Below are 18,159 nucleotides of genomic sequence, written 5' to 3'. Positions count from 1 at the left end.
TGCTCCAAAGTCGAGCTTGCTTTGAGCCATCTTGTCTTTGTCGAGCATGACTTTCACTTGTCGGCTTTGTCCACCTACAATATTCACTTGTGCTACATCAGGTATTTTTTTTATCTCGTTGCCAACTACTTCTGCTACCTGGTGTATTTGGTAATCACCCATTTTATCACTCCAAAAAGTGAAAGCTAATGCAGGCACATCATCTATGGCTCGTGATTTTACCAATGGCATAGTAGCACCTTGTGGCATACGATCCATATTCTTCATCATTTCGTTGTAAAGTTTTACTAACGAACGTTCCACATCTTCGCCCACATAAAATTGTACGGTGAGCATACCCATACCATTCATAGACGTAGAATAAACATGCTCTACACCTTTGATATTCGATATGATTTTTTCGATAGGTTGTACAACACCCGATTCTACTTCCTGGGGTGTTGCTCCGGGATAACCAATCATGATGTCCGCCATAGGAACTTCAATCTGAGGTTCTTCTTCGCGGGGTATGAAATATATGCTGAACAGACCTAAGAGCATAAAAGCTAGCATGAGTAGGATACTCAATTTAGACTTGATAAACGCTCCGGCTATTTTTCCTGAAATTCCGTTTTCCATAATTTTATTTATTTACAGATACTTTTACTCCGTTATATAATTTGCCTTCGGCTTTGGATACAATTTTGTCGTTTTGGCTCAAGCCCGAAAGAATTTCTACCTGATTGCCGATTGTCTTGCCTAAACGTATCCAGCGAAGATTAGCTTGACTTTGGTCGTCTATCACATATACTCCCGTAAGCTGATCACGGTATACAATAGAGCTTTTGTCCAGCATAATTTTAGATGTAATATTCTCACCTGTTTTATTCGGTATCAATATATTTACATACATCCCCGGGCGTATATTTTCTTTATCTTTGGTGTCAATAGCCAACTTCATCGAGTATTGTCCTCCTGTGCGGAATGCCGACGGACTGAGTTCGGATACTTTTCCATCGATCGTTATCCCTAATGATTTCAATTCCATTTTGGCTACATCGCCTACTTTTACATACTGTATATAGTTTTCGGGGATAGATGCTATAACTTGCAATTCACCATTCTGCTCAATCGTCAAAATAGGCATTCCCGGATTTGCCATGCTCCCTTCGTCCACCATTTTTTGTGTTACGACTCCCGAAAATGGAGCACGTATATTGGTGTATGAAAGCATCGCATTCACTTCGTTCATCTGTTGACGAGCCATTTGTACTCTGACATTCATTGAAGTATTCTGCAAAGCCACATTTTCGAGTTCCTTATCAGATACGCTGTTTTGGTTGCGTAGTGTTTTGAAACGCTCATAATCACGTTGGGCATTTTTTGCTGCTGCTTCAGCTTCCGTGATCATAGCTTGTATCTGAGCCTTTTTTGCCAGAATATCATCACTGCTGATTGATACGAGAAGCTGTCCTGATGCTACCTTGTCACCTGGTTTTACATATATCTTGTTTATATAGCCCATCATTCGGGTGCTGATATTAGCTGTTTGCTTGGCTGTTATCTCACCGCTAAGGTAAAATCCTTCGTTTGTAGATTGGGCCGGAGAGTAAGCTTCTACTTTTACTATAGTCTTATCTTTATCCTCTAATTTATCAGAAGAAGAGCAGGAGTAAAGGGTTGATATTCCCACTATTCCTAAAAATGCATTTCTTAAAGTTTTCATATCTATTTATCGATTTTATTTGTTATTTAGTTTTTGATAAAAAATTGAGGTATGCATCTGTTATATTATACGACATAATAGATTGAGATAGCATAAGTTTTTGTTGAAAGAATTGAGCTTGTGCCATCAATAGATCTGTGGTACTCGCTAAACCTTCTCGGTGACGATTGGTTAGGATGCGTAATGCTTCATCAGCTTGTTCCACGCTGGCCTTTTGCTTGTTGATCTCGATTTGGGAATCGTTCAGATCACGTTTGGCTTTATTTAGCTCTAGTTCTTCTTTTTTGATATGCAGGTTGAGCTCTTCTTGCACTTTATCTCGTTGGAATTGTGCCGATTTCATCTTACTCCGATTTTGATTTCCTGAAAATATTGTCCAGCTTAGATTTATACCAACGAGGTAAGAATCATTCCCAAATTTGAAAGCCTTCGAATCATTTAAGCTATATGAACCAAAAGCATTGATACGTGGCAGAAATGCCATTTTTGAAGATTTTACCATCATATTTGTCGCATCTATAGCTTTGTTTAGCGCCATGATATCGGAACGATAAGACGAAAGCTCTCTATCTTGATACAGGCTTATCTCTTGCGACAATGAATCTGTTGTATATACATCGCTATTGGTTTCTAATCCCATCAGAAGACGCAGTCCGTCTGAGGCATTCTGTATATTACTTTCGGCTTTTGCCAATGCTGTTTCAATTGTATTGACTTGCACCTGAGCATTTAATACATCCGATTTTTGAACTAATCCTTGATTATAGAAATTGGAAACTGATTGATGTATTTGTTTTACATCTGCTAACGATTTTTGAAGGATGTTTCGAGCCTGATACGACATTTGTAATTGAGTATATGCTTTTCGCACTTCAAATTCGATGTATTCTTTGGCTCGTTCGGTTTTGTATTTGTAAACTTCCTCTTGTACTTTTGCTCCTTTGCGAGCATAGATCATATCCATATTCAGCAAAGGCATCTTGGCTTCTACCTGAGCACTATAGTTTTGTCTTGCTCCGGGGTTATTTAGTTTAGCAGGATCGAAGTCCATCGCAGTAACTGATTCTTGCTGCAATAGAAAGCCGAATGCATTTAATGGGTTATTTGTACTTAAAGCTGTATATCCAACCGTCACTTGTGGGAGAAAAACGGCATCCGTTTGATGATAATTTGCATTCGCTACTTTTTCATCCAATTCAGAGATCTTTACATTGTTGTTATTTTTCACTGCAATCTCTACAGCATCTTCCATTGAAATATGCCGGAGATTCTGCGCCTGCGTTAGGAAACTAACCAGAATAGCACTAATAAGAATAATAGCCTTTTTCATTTTATATATTTAATGTAATTTATTCCAATAAATGTCTATTGGATATAATATCCTGTGGAAATATATTGCAAAGTAAAATATAAATTTCCAAAGAAACAAATTTCCAGTGGAAAATATTCAATATTTATATATTTGAATCTTTAGTAGAATATACTATGTCTATGAGTAGAACTTTGTATTATATCTATTTTCTCTAACTGCTCGATATTCTGAAAAATCTTATTAGTTTTGTGTAGAAGATTTTTACCACTCTATATGTTTTTATGAGAGCTTTAATTTTTTTGCTTTGTTTTGTTCTGTCTTTGAACGCCTTTTCTGAAAATGAAATAGATTCTTTGTTAAAAGTACTGGACAGAACAACACAAAACCGTTCGATATATATAGCCGAAAAGGAAGCTAAAATCAAAAGATTAATTTCCCAATTGGATAGCCGGAAAACTTTGGGCGATGAATATAATATTAATGAAAGTATTATATCAGAATACAAATCCTTCCAGTGCGATTCTGCTATAAAGTATATAAATGAAAATATAATAATAGCCGAAAAATTAGGGAATAAAGACTATCTAAATCAGAATAAGCTGGATTTATCATTCATCTTGTGTATATCCGGATTATTTACTCAAGCTTTGGAAACACTTAAGGCAATTGAATATGATGAATTACCTACCTATCTTAAATTGTCGTATTGTTGGACATATATCAGGTATTACGAAAATTTAATAAAATACACAGATGATTCGCAATATGAGAGCCTTTATCTGAAAGAAAAGGAAAATTATCGAGAGAGACTTACTTCTCTATTAAGCGAAGGCTCGGATATGTATATCAAAGAAATGGCATTCAAACTTCAAGATGAAGGGCAATATAAAAAAACCTGTGAGATTCTTCTAAAAATATTTAACAAACAAGAACCTTCAACACATGGGTATGCTATGGATGCTATGAGCCTGGCTAAGATATATAAATATATGGGGAATAGCTTAATGGAAGAAAAATATATGATTCTGGCAGCTATAACCGATACCCAGTTAGCAGTCAAGGAGAATGAGGCTCTCCTTGCTTTGGCTATTTATTTGTATGACAAAGGAGATATGAATAGGGCATATAATTATATAAGGATTGCTTTGGATGATGCAAATTTTTTTAATTCTCGTTTTAGAAATACAATTATAGCACGTGTGTATCCTATCATTGAAGATACTTATTTATATCGTATTGAGCAGCAAAAGCAGAATCTCAGAATTTATTCTATTCTCACAAGTTGCTTTGTTGTTGTGTTGGGTATTGTTTTATATTTTATTTACCGACAAATTAAGATTGTATCAAGAGCAAAGAAAAATCTGAAAGCTGCGAATGAACAATTAGCGAGTGTAAATAAGAAGCTAGACGAAGTTAGTTTGATAAAAGAGAGGTATATCGGTATTTTCATGAATCAATGTGCTATTTACATCGATAAGTTGGATGATTTTAGAAAAAATGTAAATAGAAAGATAAAAGCCGGAAAGGTGGAAGAACTACTCAAGCAGACTTCATCTTCGCGCGATTTAGAAAAAGAGGTGGAAGATTTATACACAACCTTCGACAGAGCTTTTTTTAAGATATATCCCAATTTTGTAGAAGAGTTTAATAATCTGTTGAAAGAAGACGAACGTTACAGATTGGGAAAAAATCAGCTAAATACTGAATTACGTATTTTTGCACTTATCCGTCTTGGGATAAATGATATGGATCAAGTAGCTACATTTCTCCGTTACTCTATTCAAACCATCTACAATTATAAGAGTAAAGTAATAAGAAGTAAAGCGATCACGAGTGAAAATTTTGAAGATGAGGTGAAAAAAATAGGAAATTTATCATAAAAAAGCCTTCTAAAATACTTACCAAAACTCTATGTCTTTTTTTTTATATCTGTCTTATAAACAGTGTATACACGTTTTTATTCTGCCCAAAAGACCTACTTAAAAGCTTACTTACATAAACAAATAGGGTCTATCTGCTCATATATTTGCATATATAGTTTTTGAGGTATTTCATAACTATGAAAAATCTTTATTCTATATATGGCTAATAAGCCGCCATTAAAAGTTCAATCTATTTTTATTTTTAATCTAATACATGAAAATGAAAAATCTAATTCTATTTTATCTGCTCTTTTTGAGTGCATCCGTTACGATAGCTCAGGAAATAACTCCTTTCAAGAATGGCGACAGGGTTGTTTTTCTAGGTAATAGTATTACTGATGGAGGTCATTATCATTCATATATATGGCTTTATTATATGACACGCTTTCCTGAAATGAGATTAACTATTATGAATGCAGGAATAGGAGGGGATCAGGCTATAGACATGGTTCGGAGACTCGATGGAGACGTATTCAGTAAAAGACCAACCGTTCTCATTACAACTTTTGGTATGAATGATTCGGGATATCTTGAATACAATGGTGACCAGCCTGAAAAATTTGCAGATGAGAAAGTAAAAGCATCTTATGATGCTTATAAACAGATGGAGGCGAGATACAAGAATCTTGTTAATACTAAAATTGTATTGATGGGTAGCTCTCCTTACGATGAAACTGCAAAAATAGAAGGAAATACACCTTTTCGGAATAAAAATAAAGCGATGCTTCGAATTGTTGATTTTCAAAGAGAATCGGCAAAGGCTAATGGCTGGCAGTTTTTTGATCTTAATCAACCAATGACCGCACTTAATAGTCAGTTTCAGCAAAAAGATCCAACATTCACCCTTTGTGGAAAAGACCGTATTCATCCTGATAATGATGGACATATGGTTATGGCTTATCTGATATTGAAAGCTCAGGGATTTGCAGGTAAGGAAGTGGCTGAAATAAGTATAGATGCTTCCAATACTTCTATAATTTCTTCTTCAAATTGTGAAATAACAGATATTAAAAAGACTTCTACAGGTTTAAGTTTCAATTACCTAGCAAAAGCTTTACCATATCCTATGGACACGATTGCTCGGGGATGGGAACAGAAAAAGAGTCAGGCTGAAGCTATAAAAACAGTGCCTTTTATCGATGAGATGAATAAAGAGATGTTGACAGTGAAAGGGCTGAAGGGCAACTACTGTCTTCAGATAGACGGAGAAAATATAGGAACTTGGTCTTCTGCCGAATTTGCCAAAGGCATCAATCTGGCAACTCTTAATACACCACAGTATAAACAAGCGCTAAAGGTTATGTTTTTGAATGAAGAGCGATGGGAGATAGAAAAACGCTTCCGTGAATATGCGTGGGTACAATTCAATTTTTTCTTGCCAAAAGGTATAACAGATCCTAATACTGAGGAAGCTGTTAAAATTCTGGATGAAAATAAAAGCTCGAATGTCTGGATAAATATTAGGCGTGACCTGTATAGCAAAGCAAGATATCCTGAAGTAAGAAAGGTATGGCAAGATGAGATGGACTTGCTTCTATCTACTATATATAATATAAATACGCCTATTAAGAGAATAATAACCTTAGTGAAAGTTAAATAAGCGATTGTGTGATTATGTTGAAAACAGGCGTTGTTACTATCCTTGCAGTTTTTTCTTTTTATGGTAATCTTTTTTCGCAGCAGAAGGCATATTTTGTAGACGGCTATCATGGTGGAGTTTACGGGCATTATCCGGTTTGGGTTACTCAATTTATGGTCGATAAGCTTACCGAGCATCCCGACTGGCAGCTCGGACTCGAAATAGAACCTGAGACATGGGATACTGTAAAAGTAAAAGACCCCGTAGCCTATAATAATTTTAAAAATATTGCGACAGATAAAAGAGTCGAATTTACAAATCCGGCTTATGCTCAACCTTATTGTTACAATATATCAGGGGAAAGTATTATACGCCAGTTTGAATATGGTATAAAAAAGATACACCAACATTTTCCCGATGTTGCTTTCACTACTTATTCGGTAGAGGAACCTTGTTTCACAAGTAGCCTCCCTCAGATATTAAGATTGTTTGGTTTCAAATATGCAGTGTTGAAATGCCCTAATACCTGTTGGGGCGGATATACTGCCCCTTATGGAGGGCAGTTGGTGAACTGGATCGGTACTGATGGAACTGCTATACTCACAGTGCCTCGTTATGCCAGTGAAGAACTTGAAGATAATTCGACATGGCAGACCAAAGCATGGAATAATTCCGAAGCATATCTTGAGACTTCTTTCAATCAAGGCATAGAAAATCCAGTTGGGATGTGTTATCAGGATGCCGGATGGAAAAATGGTCCCTGGTTAGGCTATGGAGCAAATGTCAAAAATAAATCTATATATACTACTTGGAGAAATTATTTCGAGAATATTTCGGACAAAAAAACGAATAATAATTATTACTTCTCACAAGAAGATATACATGTAAATCTTATGTGGGGCAGTCAGGTGCTACAGAAAATTGCTCAAGAAGTTCGTGTTTCGGAGAATAAAATAATAATGGCTGAGAAAATGGCAGCTATGGCAAATCTTGATAATAAATATAATCCTGCTCAGGAGAGAATCGATGAAGCTTGGCGTACACTGATGATGGCACAGCATCATGATTCGTGGATAGTGCCTTACAACCGTCTGAAAAAAGATCGTACATGGGCTCAGGAAATCACTCTGTGGACAAATAATACGAATGAAATATCCGAAAAAGTGATTGACGAAGCTGTCGATTCTTACAATACAAGTATTAGTCGGAATACTGAAAATAGGGCATATATCAGAGTATATAATACTCTAGGTGTAAAACGTACTGAGCTCGTTAAAGCGCTAATTCCTTCTAATAAGGAAGGGGAAGTTGTGGTATATAATTCAAAAAATGAACTATTATCATCTTATTCTCAACAGATAGGAGATTCCTCTTACATATCCTTTCAGGCAGAAGTTCCGGCTTTCGGTTATGCTACATTTCTTGTTTCGCATAAAAAGGTTGTGATCAATAAGAAAACTTCTGTACACGTTGATACCGATGGAAATTATATCCTCGAAAGCAATATGTATAGGATAACTCTAAATCCTTCCAAAGGAGGTACAATCAAAAGCCTTATAGCAAAAATGGAAGATAGTAAAGAATATGTAGATAAAGATAACGAATTCAATTTTGGGGAACTCAGAGGACATTTCTATGACGAAAATAAATTTTATTCGACAACCGATGCTCGGGCAAAAATAACAGTATTAGAGGATAATTTCCTTCGCACAAGCGTCAAAATAGAAGGCGAAATAGCCTCACATCCTTTTGTTCAGATAATAACATTAACCAACGGGCAAAAGCGTATAGACTTTGATCTGACCGTTAATTGGAAAAATAATGTTGGGATAGGGGAGTACAAGCAGGGACTAAATTGGCGAGATAACAGACGAGCTTTTACTGACGACAGATTTAAGTTGAATGTACTGTTTCCTGTAGCCCTGTCTTTTTCCACTCTATATAAAAATGCCCCATTTGATGTATGTGAAAGTAAACTCGAAAATACTTTTTTCAATACATGGGACGGAATTAAACATAACATTATACTGAATTGGGTAGACCTTGTACAAAAAGATCAGAAATATGGATTTGCTATATTTTCTGACCATACCACTTCCTATTCACATGGAAAAGATTTTCCACTAGCACTCACAGCCCAATATTCGGGTATTGGTTTATGGGGACCCGATTATAAAATTACCCATCCTTTGAAGATGAAATATGCAATAGTTCCACACAGCGGAAAATGGGATCAAGCGAATATATCGATAGAAAATAATAAATGGAATGAACCTCTAATAACATCTTCTCATAAAAATATACCGTTGGCTGATAAATCATTTATAAATATAGACAAGTCCGGCTATGAAATAAGTGCTTTTAAAGTCAAGGATGACAATATTCTAATTCGTTTATTCAATGCAGAAGGAGACGGATCGATAAGAAGAATTGCATTCGGATTTCCGGTTGCTGATATAAAAGAAGTTGATTTAAACGGAAATGCTATTTCAAAAAAGGTAATAGATAAAAACAAAGTATCTATATCTATGCCTCGTTTCGGTCTAAAAACATTATTACTAAAGAAAGCAAACTAAATAATTAAAGAATATAACCACTTATTATGTATAGATCTATAATAGCCTCTATGGCCGGTTTGTGCCTGATAGTAGCAAGCTGTGCTTCAGATGTTAAACCCTTAGAAGATTTTGCCCCTTCCGATTATGTTAATCCTTTTATCGGTGCTAGTACCAGTGTCGGAGCAGCCGGAGTTTATCACGGCTTAGGAAAAACTTTTCCGGGAGCAACTACTCCTTATGGTATGGTTCAGGTCAGTCCGAATACAATTACCGGAGGAGACAACAGCCCCGGCTACAGTTACGAACACAAAACTATCGAAGGGTTTGCATTTACTCAAATGAGTGGTGTGGGATGGTATGGCGATTTAGGCAATTTTCTAGTTATGCCTACTATCGGCACATTAAAGACGATAGCCGGTAAGGAAGATGGAAGCATCAGAGGATATCGTTCTTCGTACAATAAAGATACAGAAACTGCTGAAGCCGGTTATTATTCGGCACAGCTTACCGATTATAATATAAAAGTAGAAGCTACAGCAGCTCCTCATAGCGGAATGTTAAGGTTCACATTTCCTGCAAATAAGCAATCTAGGATACAAATTGATTTGGCTCGCAGAGTAGGAGGAACGTCTGTATACCAATATGTAAAAGTTCTGAACGATAGCACTATCCAAGGATGGATGAGATGTACTCCCGATGGTGGAGGTTGGGGCAATGGAGAAGGTAATGCTGACTATACTGTATACTTTCATGCTCAATTTAGTAAACCACTAAATAATTATGGTTTTTGGAGTGCAGATATTCCTGATAACTGGAAGAGAAAAAGAGAAGAGGTTATCAGTATTCCCTATCTGCAAAGAGTCTCTGAAGCTCCGATTATCAGAGATAAGAAAGAAATAGAGGGAAAACACCTTGGTTTTTTTACCGAATTTGAAACTCATAAAGGAGAAGAAGTTACATTGAAGGTAGGAATTTCCTTTGTAGACATAGATGGTGCAGAAAAAAATCTCAAAGCGGACATAGGAAATAAAAACTTCGATAATATTCGTGCTGAAGCAAAAAAACTATGGAATAATGAACTGAGCCGTATAAAGATAGAAGGAGGGACTAAAGACGAGAAAATAATATTCTATACCTCGCTTTATCATACAATGATAGATCCACGCATCTTTACAGATGTAGATGGGCGATATATAGGAGGAGATAAAAAGATTCATCAAGCATCAGCCTTCAAAAAACGCACAATCTTCAGCGGTTGGGACGTATTTCGCAGTCAATTTCCACTTCAAACAATTATTAACCCCGCACTGGTCAATGATCAGCTAAACTCATTGATCACACTGGCCGACGAGAGCGGACGAGAGTATTACGAACGTTGGGAAATAATGAATGCATATTCAGGTTGTATGATCGGTAATCCGGCGTTGTCTGTTTTAACCGATGCTTACATGAAGGGTATTCGCAATTATGATATCGACAAAGCATATAAATACGCGATCAATACTTCACAAAAATTTGGTAACGATAAATTAGGTTATACAGGGCCTCCTTTAGGTATTTCTCAAACATTGGAATATGCATATACCGATTGGTGTATCTCTCGTTTGGCAAAAGAGTTAGGAAAAACTGAGGATGAAAAGATATTTTATCAAAAAGGACAAGCTTATAGGAATATTTTTGATAAAGAGAAAGGTTGGTTTCGCCCTAGACTTGAAGATGGATCATGGGAAAAATGGCCCGAAAATGCCCGTAGCAAAGAATGGTATGGATGTGTGGAATCTAATTCATATCAGCAGGGATGGTTTGTTCCGCATGACGTGCCGGGAATGGTAGAACTAATGGGTGGACGTGATAAAGTAGTGGCAGATCTTACTAGCTTTTTTGAAAAGACACCTGATAATCTCTTGTGGAATGATTATTACAATCATGCCAATGAGCCTGTACATCATGTTCCTTTTCTTTTCAACCGTTTAGGAGCACCATGGCTTACTCAAAAGTGGGTGCGTCATATTTGCAGCAATGCCTATGCAAACAAAGTAGAGGGCATTGTAGGAAACGAAGATGTTGGTCAAATGTCTGCTTGGTATGTGCTTGCGGCATCAGGTATACACCCGGTATGTCCGGGAGATACCCGCTTCGAAATCAGCAGTCCGGTATTTGATAAAATAGAGATTAAGCTCGATCAGGAATACTTCAAAGGAGATAAGTTTACAATCGTAACTCATAATAACTCTCCTAAGAATGTATATATACAGAAAGCTGTGCTGAATGGAACAAATTATAATAAATGTTATATCGACTTTAAAGACATTGAGAATGGTGGATTATTGGAACTTTATATGGGTGATAAACCCAATGAGAAATGGGGCATGTAGATAAATTATAAACCTACTTAATTTAATATCTTATGTATATGAAAAACATTTTCTATTCATTATTTATAATAATGATACTGTATGGAAATTTTTCCTGTAGCGACACCAGTTTCCTCGACGAAACTGTGACCACAGACCTTGATTACAATAAGGTTTTCTCTGACAGTGCGCTGACCGAGGGCTTTCTGAACGAAATCTATCGTGATATAGGATTCGATACCAGAGGCAATCGTTTCAGTAAAAACAATTCTACTCTAGGTGGTCTTCAAACAGCATCTGACGAAGCCGAGTTCAGAACCTCGTCCGAGGTAACGGCCGATTTGCAGTTTGCCATGGGGACTGTCAATCCTGTGGTTATAACTGATGATGCTTGGCGTATACCTTATCAGAACATCAGAAGGGTAAACTTATTCTTCAAAGGGCTAGAGCAAGCTCCTTTGCAAAATAGCAGAAAGTTGCGCCTTAAGGCAGAGGCTCGTTTCTTACGTGCATGGTATTACCATATTCTGATGAAGCATTATGGGGGGGTACCTCTGATTGGCGATACGATTTATGCAGAGGGTGACAAACCTAAAGACATACGTGATACATACGATGCCTGTTTGAAGTATATCGTTGAAGAGTGTAAAACGGCAGAAAAAGATCTGAATGTGAAACCTTCAGGTACATATTATGGACGTGCAGGGGGAGGTGCTTGTAAGGCTTTGATTGCACGTATGAAGATGTATGCAGCCAGCCCTTTATTCAACGGAAACAGTGACCTTGTTGCCGGAACCAATGTCCCGGCAGAGCTTATCGGTTATCCCGAATATGATAAGGAGCGTTGGAAGGAAGCGATGGATGCAGCTTATAGTTTTTTAGCACTAGGTAGATATCAATTGTATGTACTGAATACAGATCCTAAAAATAATAATGCAGCCGATCCCGGACATGGATTTTATGCTCTGTTTATGTCATCGGATGCTGCATACCGACCGGGATCTCTTGTCGAATCTATTTTCGAAGATCGTAGCTTAGGACGTGTAGCAAGAGAAACTTGGTTTCAACCACCATCACGAGGTGCGGCAAATAGCGGATTTATATATCAAAATCTGGTTGATGCATTTCCGATGAAGAATGGAAAACCCATTACCGATCCTACATCTGGTTACGACCCAAATGATCCTTATAAGGGACGTGACCCACGTTTTTACAATACAGTAGTTCATGATCAGACTGTTCTCATGATTGGAAACGACGCTTATGCTCCGGTAAATACCTATCTTAATGTAGATGGATCGTCTTCGGGTAAAGATGCTGTACATCAAGGAACACCTACCGGATATTATATCAATAAAATGGTAAATAGACATCTGGCAGCAAACTCTGTTCATGGAGGTCCCGAAGAAACACCTCTTATGCGATTTGCCGAAATATATATGGATTATGCCGAAGCCATGAACGAATATAAGATGGCAAACAGTGGTGAATCTGATCTAGTTCCTGCAAGCGAAGAAACATATACAATTCTGAAAGATATCAGAGCCAGAGGAGGAATTGATGCCGGAGAAGATGGGATGTATGGGTTGAAACCAAATATGACTCGCTTAGAGATGCGTGAAGCTCTTAGGAATGAGAGACGTATAGAGTTTGCAATCGAGGGGATGCGGTTCTTTGATGTGCGACGTTGGAAAATTGCAGAACAAACAGACAATCAGATGATGACGGGTATGGAGGTACAATTGAAAGCAGGAGGAGGTAAGACCTATAAACGTTTTGATGTAAGGCAACGCTCTTTCAGAAAGGCAATGTATTTCTGGCCGATACCATATTCGGAAACATCCAAATCTCCGAACTTGATACAGAATCCTAATTATTAGTAAAGAATACACTTTATTCTAATTCCGTAAACAAAGATTTATCATGAAAAAACTAGCTATAAAAAAGTATTTTATACTTTTTATTATGGTACAACTATTCATTTCCTGCGATAAGTTCAAAGACTCTACCGATTATACAGGGGATGAACCAGTTAAAGAAATTGCAGGCACTTGGTACATAACCAAGGCAACAAGAAATGGTTTGGACATAACCAAAATTATGGATTTCAGTAACTTTAGAATCAATCTAAAGGATGACAATACCTATACCATAGATAATTACCTTCCTTTCTTGGTGCGCCAAGGAGGTACTTGGGATGTAAATGATCCTCAATATCCTACAAAATTAATATTCAAGGAAGAAGCTTCAGCAGAATCGAATACCTCTGCATTCGAATATCAGACTGTAGGTGGAGAACGACAGATAACCCTTTCTTTCTCTCCGGGCTGCTACAGTAATATTTATTCTTATGTTCTTAAAAAAGTGCCTAATAATTAAAATTGAAAGCCATGAAACTAAAATTGAAGAACAGAATATTGATATATAAAATACTCGGCTGCCTGTTGGTTCTTGTTATATTTATTTCTTGTGGTATAGCATGGTATGAAAACCACGGAGATGTATTTAAGGATGAATATCAGGACAATAATTCGCCGATTATCTATAAAACAAATTCAGTGAAAGCTGGCGAATATGCCGAATATATCATGTATGTAAAATGTGCATCAAATTATGATAATGAAACTCATCGGCTAATTGTAGCTCTTAATGTGCCAAAAGCATGGACAGAAGCTAAGTCTGCAATATTGACATGGGAAAATAATGAAGATTTGGGCACCGAATATAAAATGTCACCAATACCCGAAGGTACTTCTCCGAAAAGCCAACCCGGTCTGACTTGGAGTCAAGCGCTTCTTAATGCTGTGGGGGGACGTAATCCGAATATTTTGGATGATACCCAATGGGTTGCATTTCAGGCTGATGATCCGTGGACAATTTTCAATGGATCAAATGCATACACCTTATTTGTAAAAGTAAGGATAAAAATAAAGACAGGATCTGACAATTTAAGAGCTAAAATAGGATTCTTTGTCAATTATGACGGAGACGGTATGGGAACAGATGAAGATCGTTGGAAGGTAATGTGGGGAGACTGCTTTGACGTAACCGACGGAGAAGGTGCTGAACCTATCGATTTTTGCCAATATCATTTTTATCAGGCAACGCCGGGTAATGCTACTCAAAACGATATTTTAACATTCAAGTATATCGGTGATTATTATAATAACCCTCTGATAGATGAAACAGATATATACCTCAATGCCAAAGCATATACAGCAGAAGGGAATATGTACACTGTGGATGAGATTTCCGATAAAACAAAATTGGTAAAAGACTCTCAATGGGGAGTTATGTGGAGCAGGACAGTATGGCCCGAAGGGTATTTTAGTGTTCTGTCCAACGAGACAATTACGCGTATCGAATACTATTTCACAAACAAAGATGGAAGCCTCTATGTGTCCAAATATGATGACAAGGTGGCGGGAGCTATGGAGCCGGGTTATGAGGAAGAGTTGGTACGTCCCAGAAGGCCGATAGAGCCATTCATATACTACTTTGTTTGCAAGTGAGATTAATGTATAAAATTAAAAACAAGAATTTATGTATAATTCAATATATAAAAAAGTAAGCAGGAGTTGCTTTCTGCTTATGGTAGTATTGTTGTTTTGCGGATATGAGGCTGTTTATGCCCAAGAGCCTGTGGCAGCGAATACCGGTACTTCAGGTTTTTCGGGCGTCGTAGTAGATTTATATGGGAAACCTGTGTCAGGCGTAGAAGTATCAGTTAAATCTAGTGTTGGAAAGGCAACTAGCGATGAAACCGGAACATTCACTATCAATGCCGGTACAGGTACTACGCTTATCCTTACACATCCGGCTTATCTGGTGAAAGAAATTAAAATTTCTAAGGATATGCCAAAAGATAAGGTACTAAAAATAGGCATGGAAGAAAAGAAATTGAAAAATCCTGAAAATTTGGATATTCCTTACGGAAAGACAGTTTCTAAACAAAGTTATCTGGGTGCAGCTTCTACTATATATACAGATGAGATAACACCTACATTATCCGCTAATATTTTAGGGGCATTAGCCGGAAGGCTTCCGGGATTGTATGTTTCTCAAACCAGAGGATATCGGAATACGTTTACCGATCCGAGTGTAATAACAAACAATTTCATAGGAGCTTTGGCTGATGATTCCAAAGTCGGATACAATGATAATACACAATACAGTTTTATTATGCGAGGAGCAAATTCTCCAGTTGTCATAGTAGATGGATTTCAGAGCGAATTATTTAATCTCGATATGGAGAGTGTCGAATCAGTATCTATACAGAAAGATGCTTTATCATCTATGTTTTTAGGAGGACGAAGTTCGCGTGGAGTATTATATGTGACAACGAAGAAACCAGTGGGTGATGGGTTTAAAATTTCATTTACGGGCAGATATGGTGTTCAGGAGCCGATAAAAACACTAAAACCCCTTCCATCTTACCAATGGGCATATCTGTTGAACGAAGCCCTTGTGAATGATGGAAAGAAAGGGCTTTACTTGGCAAGTGATATAGAATCTTTCCGTAATGGAAGCAATCCAACAGCATATCCAAACGTAAATTGGAACGACCAGATATTAAAGAGTAGTTCGAATATACAATCCTATAATCTGAATGCTACCGGAGGAAATAAAACAGCTCAGTATTTTGTCAGCTTAGGGTATTTTGGTGAGGATGGGTTACTTCGTGAAGATTCTAAAAACAGTTACAATACCAATCTTTCGTACGAACGTTATATGGTGACTTCCAAAATCAATGTGAATGTCTTGAATAACCTGAAAATGAGTGCTACCATAATAGGGCGTATAGAAGAAGGAAATCAGCCCGGAGCCGGATTGAGCAGCATAATGAATGATGTATACAGTCTTCCCGGTGGAGTTTACCCGATCTATAACCCGAACGGATCTTATGGCGGTAACAATAACTATCAGAATAATCTGATGACGAAAACCATAAGTTCAGGTTATATAAAAGATATGATGCGTGACGGATATGGTAATATTGTCATTGATCACGATATGTCTTGGCTTGCTGAAGGCTTATCGGCTACAGCCGTTGGAAATGTTTCTTCTCAAAGCCGTAGTGCTTTGTTTCGTAACAAGCAAGAACCGGTTTATCAATATATTCCATATTCCGACGGATCTGGAGGTGATTATGAACGTTTTGGTTCTATTGCAACTCAGAAAAATGACTTTGTAGGAGTATCTAATTTTCAACATTTTTTCGGTCAGGTTGCTCTCAATTATAAAAAGAAGATAAATACAGTGCACTCTATAGAGGGTAATGTATCAGCCGATATAAAACAAGTATTGGATAATTATCAATTACCCGAAGTACCTGCTAATATCAATGGTGAATTTAAATATAATTATGGAGATAAATATTTTGCTCAGGCAGCAATATCACAGAGTTACCTCAACAGGTATGCACCGGGTAAAAGATGGGGTACTTTCTATGCCTTTGGCCTAGGCTGGGATATTAGCAAGGAAACATTTATGGAATCTGTTGAATGGGTTAATAAACTAAAGCTACGTGGAGTATTCGGTGAAACCGGAAACAGTATAGGCCGTAGTAATTATTATACATGGAGGCAACAATATGACACTGACATAAATGCAGTAGCAAGTGCTTCTTATCCTCAAGGATCGAGCTATACTTCATGGTATTCAGATCCGGCACTTGGGCTTATCGAAACCAATAATAGTTTGGCTAATCCGAATCTGACATGGGAAAGAGCCTATAAATTGAATCTGGGACTGGATGCCAGCTTGTTTAATAACAAATTGCAGATTACGGGTGACTTTTATAGTGATAAGTATTTTGATTTATTGATGACCAGAGGAAAAAGTATTGAGCTGATAGGTTTGAACTATCCTAGCGAAAATATAGGAAAAGTCCGTTATCAGGGTGTCGATTTGTCTGTAACTTATCAGAATAACATCGGTGACTTCAATTATTATGTCACCGGAAATTGGAGTATTACTCAGTCCAAGATCCTATTTATGGACGAACAAAATGTTCCTTACGATTATATGCGCAGAACAGGCAATTCAGTGGGTACACGTTACGGACTTATTTCCGAGGGCTTTTTCCAAACACGTGAGGAAGTAGCGAATAGCCCTGTCATATCGGGGTATAAGATCGTTCCCGGCGACTTGAAATATAAAGACATGAATGGAGACGGAGAAATCAATGAATATGATCAGACTGTGATTGGCGGTAATAAACCTTTATCTTTTTTCGGATTGAATCTGGGATTCGAATATAAAGGATTTGAACTATCGGCTTTGTTTCAAGGTGCTTATAATCGCGAGATATATTTCCCGGACGCAGGATGGGAATATGCTACAGGCTTCATTGCTTGGGGTAATACTTATAGTCAGGCATATGAGCATACTCTGAGACGCTGGACTCCCGAAACGGCAGAAACAGCTCTTTTCCCAAGACTTTCTACCAGCCCTAATTATAATGTAGCTCCAAGTGGTATGAGTAATTCATTCTGGCTGAAGTCGGGAAATTATATACGATTAAAAAATCTGAATGTAGCCTACACTTTTCCTGATTCATTTTCGAGAAACTATCTGGGGGGAGTAAAAGTCAAAATCTTTGTCAGTGGACAAAATCTATGGACAAAATCGGCTTTCGGGTTGGTTGATCCTGAAGTTATCGACTTTAGAAGCTACCCTGCATTACGTGGCTTCAATACAGGAATTAATATTAAATTCTAATATTTT

Annotated in this window: 11 protein-coding genes; 8 read left to right on the top strand and 3 right to left on the bottom strand. The window is 37.3% G+C overall.

Translation table 11 applies throughout. The annotated features are described in order from the left end of the window. The 3 genes from BGO84_RS01870 to BGO84_RS01860 all read right to left on the bottom strand — a co-directional run. On the bottom strand, window positions 1-618 hold a 618-nt coding region (locus tag BGO84_RS01870; RefSeq protein WP_291027143.1), incomplete at its 3' end, for an efflux RND transporter permease subunit. A gap of 4 nt (window positions 619-622) precedes the next feature. Further along, entirely contained in the window at window positions 623-1,705 is a 1,083-nt protein-coding gene (locus BGO84_RS01865) for an efflux RND transporter periplasmic adaptor subunit (RefSeq protein ID WP_291027142.1), read from the bottom strand. Between the two features lie 22 nt (window positions 1,706-1,727). Next, window positions 1,728-3,035 (bottom strand): TolC family protein, encoded by a 1,308-nt coding sequence (locus BGO84_RS01860; RefSeq protein WP_291027140.1) that lies wholly within the window; start codon window positions 3,033-3,035, stop codon window positions 1,728-1,730. A 263-nt stretch (window positions 3,036-3,298) separates the two neighbouring features. On the opposite strand from BGO84_RS01860, the gene BGO84_RS01855 reads away from it, so the two are divergent. From BGO84_RS01855 to BGO84_RS01820, 8 genes are all read left to right on the top strand, one after another. Further along, on the top strand, window positions 3,299-4,897 hold the full coding sequence (locus BGO84_RS01855; RefSeq protein WP_291027138.1) for a DUF6377 domain-containing protein: 1,599 nt from the start codon (window positions 3,299-3,301) through the stop codon (window positions 4,895-4,897). Window positions 4,898-5,153: 256 nt separating this feature from the next. Continuing rightward, window positions 5,154-6,539 carry an SGNH/GDSL hydrolase family protein gene (locus BGO84_RS01850; RefSeq protein ID WP_291027136.1) on the top strand — a complete coding sequence of 462 codons (1,386 nt, stop codon included), beginning with the start codon at window positions 5,154-5,156 and terminating at the stop codon, window positions 6,537-6,539. A gap of 14 nt (window positions 6,540-6,553) precedes the next feature. Continuing rightward, a complete protein-coding gene (locus tag BGO84_RS01845) occupies window positions 6,554-9,094 on the top strand; it encodes a glycoside hydrolase family 38 C-terminal domain-containing protein (RefSeq protein WP_283687050.1) in 2,541 nt (846 codons plus the stop codon). Window positions 9,095-9,120: 26 nt separating this feature from the next. After that, entirely contained in the window at window positions 9,121-11,451 is a 2,331-nt protein-coding gene (locus BGO84_RS01840; protein ID WP_291027134.1) for a GH92 family glycosyl hydrolase, read from the top strand. A 38-nt stretch (window positions 11,452-11,489) separates the two neighbouring features. Beyond that, entirely contained in the window at window positions 11,490-13,310 is a 1,821-nt protein-coding gene (locus BGO84_RS01835; RefSeq protein ID WP_291027132.1) for a RagB/SusD family nutrient uptake outer membrane protein, read from the top strand. A 43-nt stretch (window positions 13,311-13,353) separates the two neighbouring features. Further along, window positions 13,354-13,809 carry a DUF5004 domain-containing protein gene (locus BGO84_RS01830; protein ID WP_291027129.1) on the top strand — a complete coding sequence of 152 codons (456 nt, stop codon included), beginning with the start codon at window positions 13,354-13,356 and terminating at the stop codon, window positions 13,807-13,809. Between the two features lie 11 nt (window positions 13,810-13,820). Next, entirely contained in the window at window positions 13,821-14,942 is a 1,122-nt protein-coding gene (locus BGO84_RS01825) for a DUF4961 domain-containing protein (RefSeq protein ID WP_291027127.1), read from the top strand. A gap of 31 nt (window positions 14,943-14,973) precedes the next feature. After that, the gene (locus tag BGO84_RS01820) at window positions 14,974-18,153 is read left to right on the top strand and encodes a SusC/RagA family TonB-linked outer membrane protein (RefSeq protein ID WP_291027125.1); all 3,180 of its coding nucleotides are present in this window, start codon (window positions 14,974-14,976) and stop codon (window positions 18,151-18,153) included. Window positions 18,154-18,159: the final 6 nt, after the last annotated feature.

Source organism: Dysgonomonas sp. 37-18 (genome assembly GCF_001899125.1).
Lineage (GTDB): Bacteria > Bacteroidota > Bacteroidia > Bacteroidales > Dysgonomonadaceae > Dysgonomonas.
This window is presented reverse-complemented; position numbering and strand designations above follow the sequence as displayed.

What these genes read in the sequence shown, in the direction of transcription:
- BGO84_RS01865 (WP_291027142.1), bottom strand. Translation starts at nt 1,705, where the DNA reads ATGAAAACTTTAAGAAATGCATTTTTAGGAATAGTGGGAATATCAACC.
- BGO84_RS01860 (WP_291027140.1), bottom strand. Translation starts at nt 3,035, where the DNA reads ATGAAAAAGGCTATTATTCTTATTAGTGCTATTCTGGTTAGTTTCCTA.
- BGO84_RS01855 (WP_291027138.1), top strand. Translation starts at nt 3,299, where the DNA reads ATGAGAGCTTTAATTTTTTTGCTTTGTTTTGTTCTGTCTTTGAACGCC.
- BGO84_RS01850 (WP_291027136.1), top strand. Translation starts at nt 5,154, where the DNA reads ATGAAAATGAAAAATCTAATTCTATTTTATCTGCTCTTTTTGAGTGCA.
- BGO84_RS01845 (WP_283687050.1), top strand. Translation starts at nt 6,554, where the DNA reads ATGTTGAAAACAGGCGTTGTTACTATCCTTGCAGTTTTTTCTTTTTAT.
- BGO84_RS01840 (WP_291027134.1), top strand. Translation starts at nt 9,121, where the DNA reads ATGTATAGATCTATAATAGCCTCTATGGCCGGTTTGTGCCTGATAGTA.
- BGO84_RS01835 (WP_291027132.1), top strand. Translation starts at nt 11,490, where the DNA reads ATGAAAAACATTTTCTATTCATTATTTATAATAATGATACTGTATGGA.
- BGO84_RS01830 (WP_291027129.1), top strand. Translation starts at nt 13,354, where the DNA reads ATGAAAAAACTAGCTATAAAAAAGTATTTTATACTTTTTATTATGGTA.
- BGO84_RS01825 (WP_291027127.1), top strand. Translation starts at nt 13,821, where the DNA reads ATGAAACTAAAATTGAAGAACAGAATATTGATATATAAAATACTCGGC.
- BGO84_RS01820 (WP_291027125.1), top strand. Translation starts at nt 14,974, where the DNA reads ATGTATAATTCAATATATAAAAAAGTAAGCAGGAGTTGCTTTCTGCTT.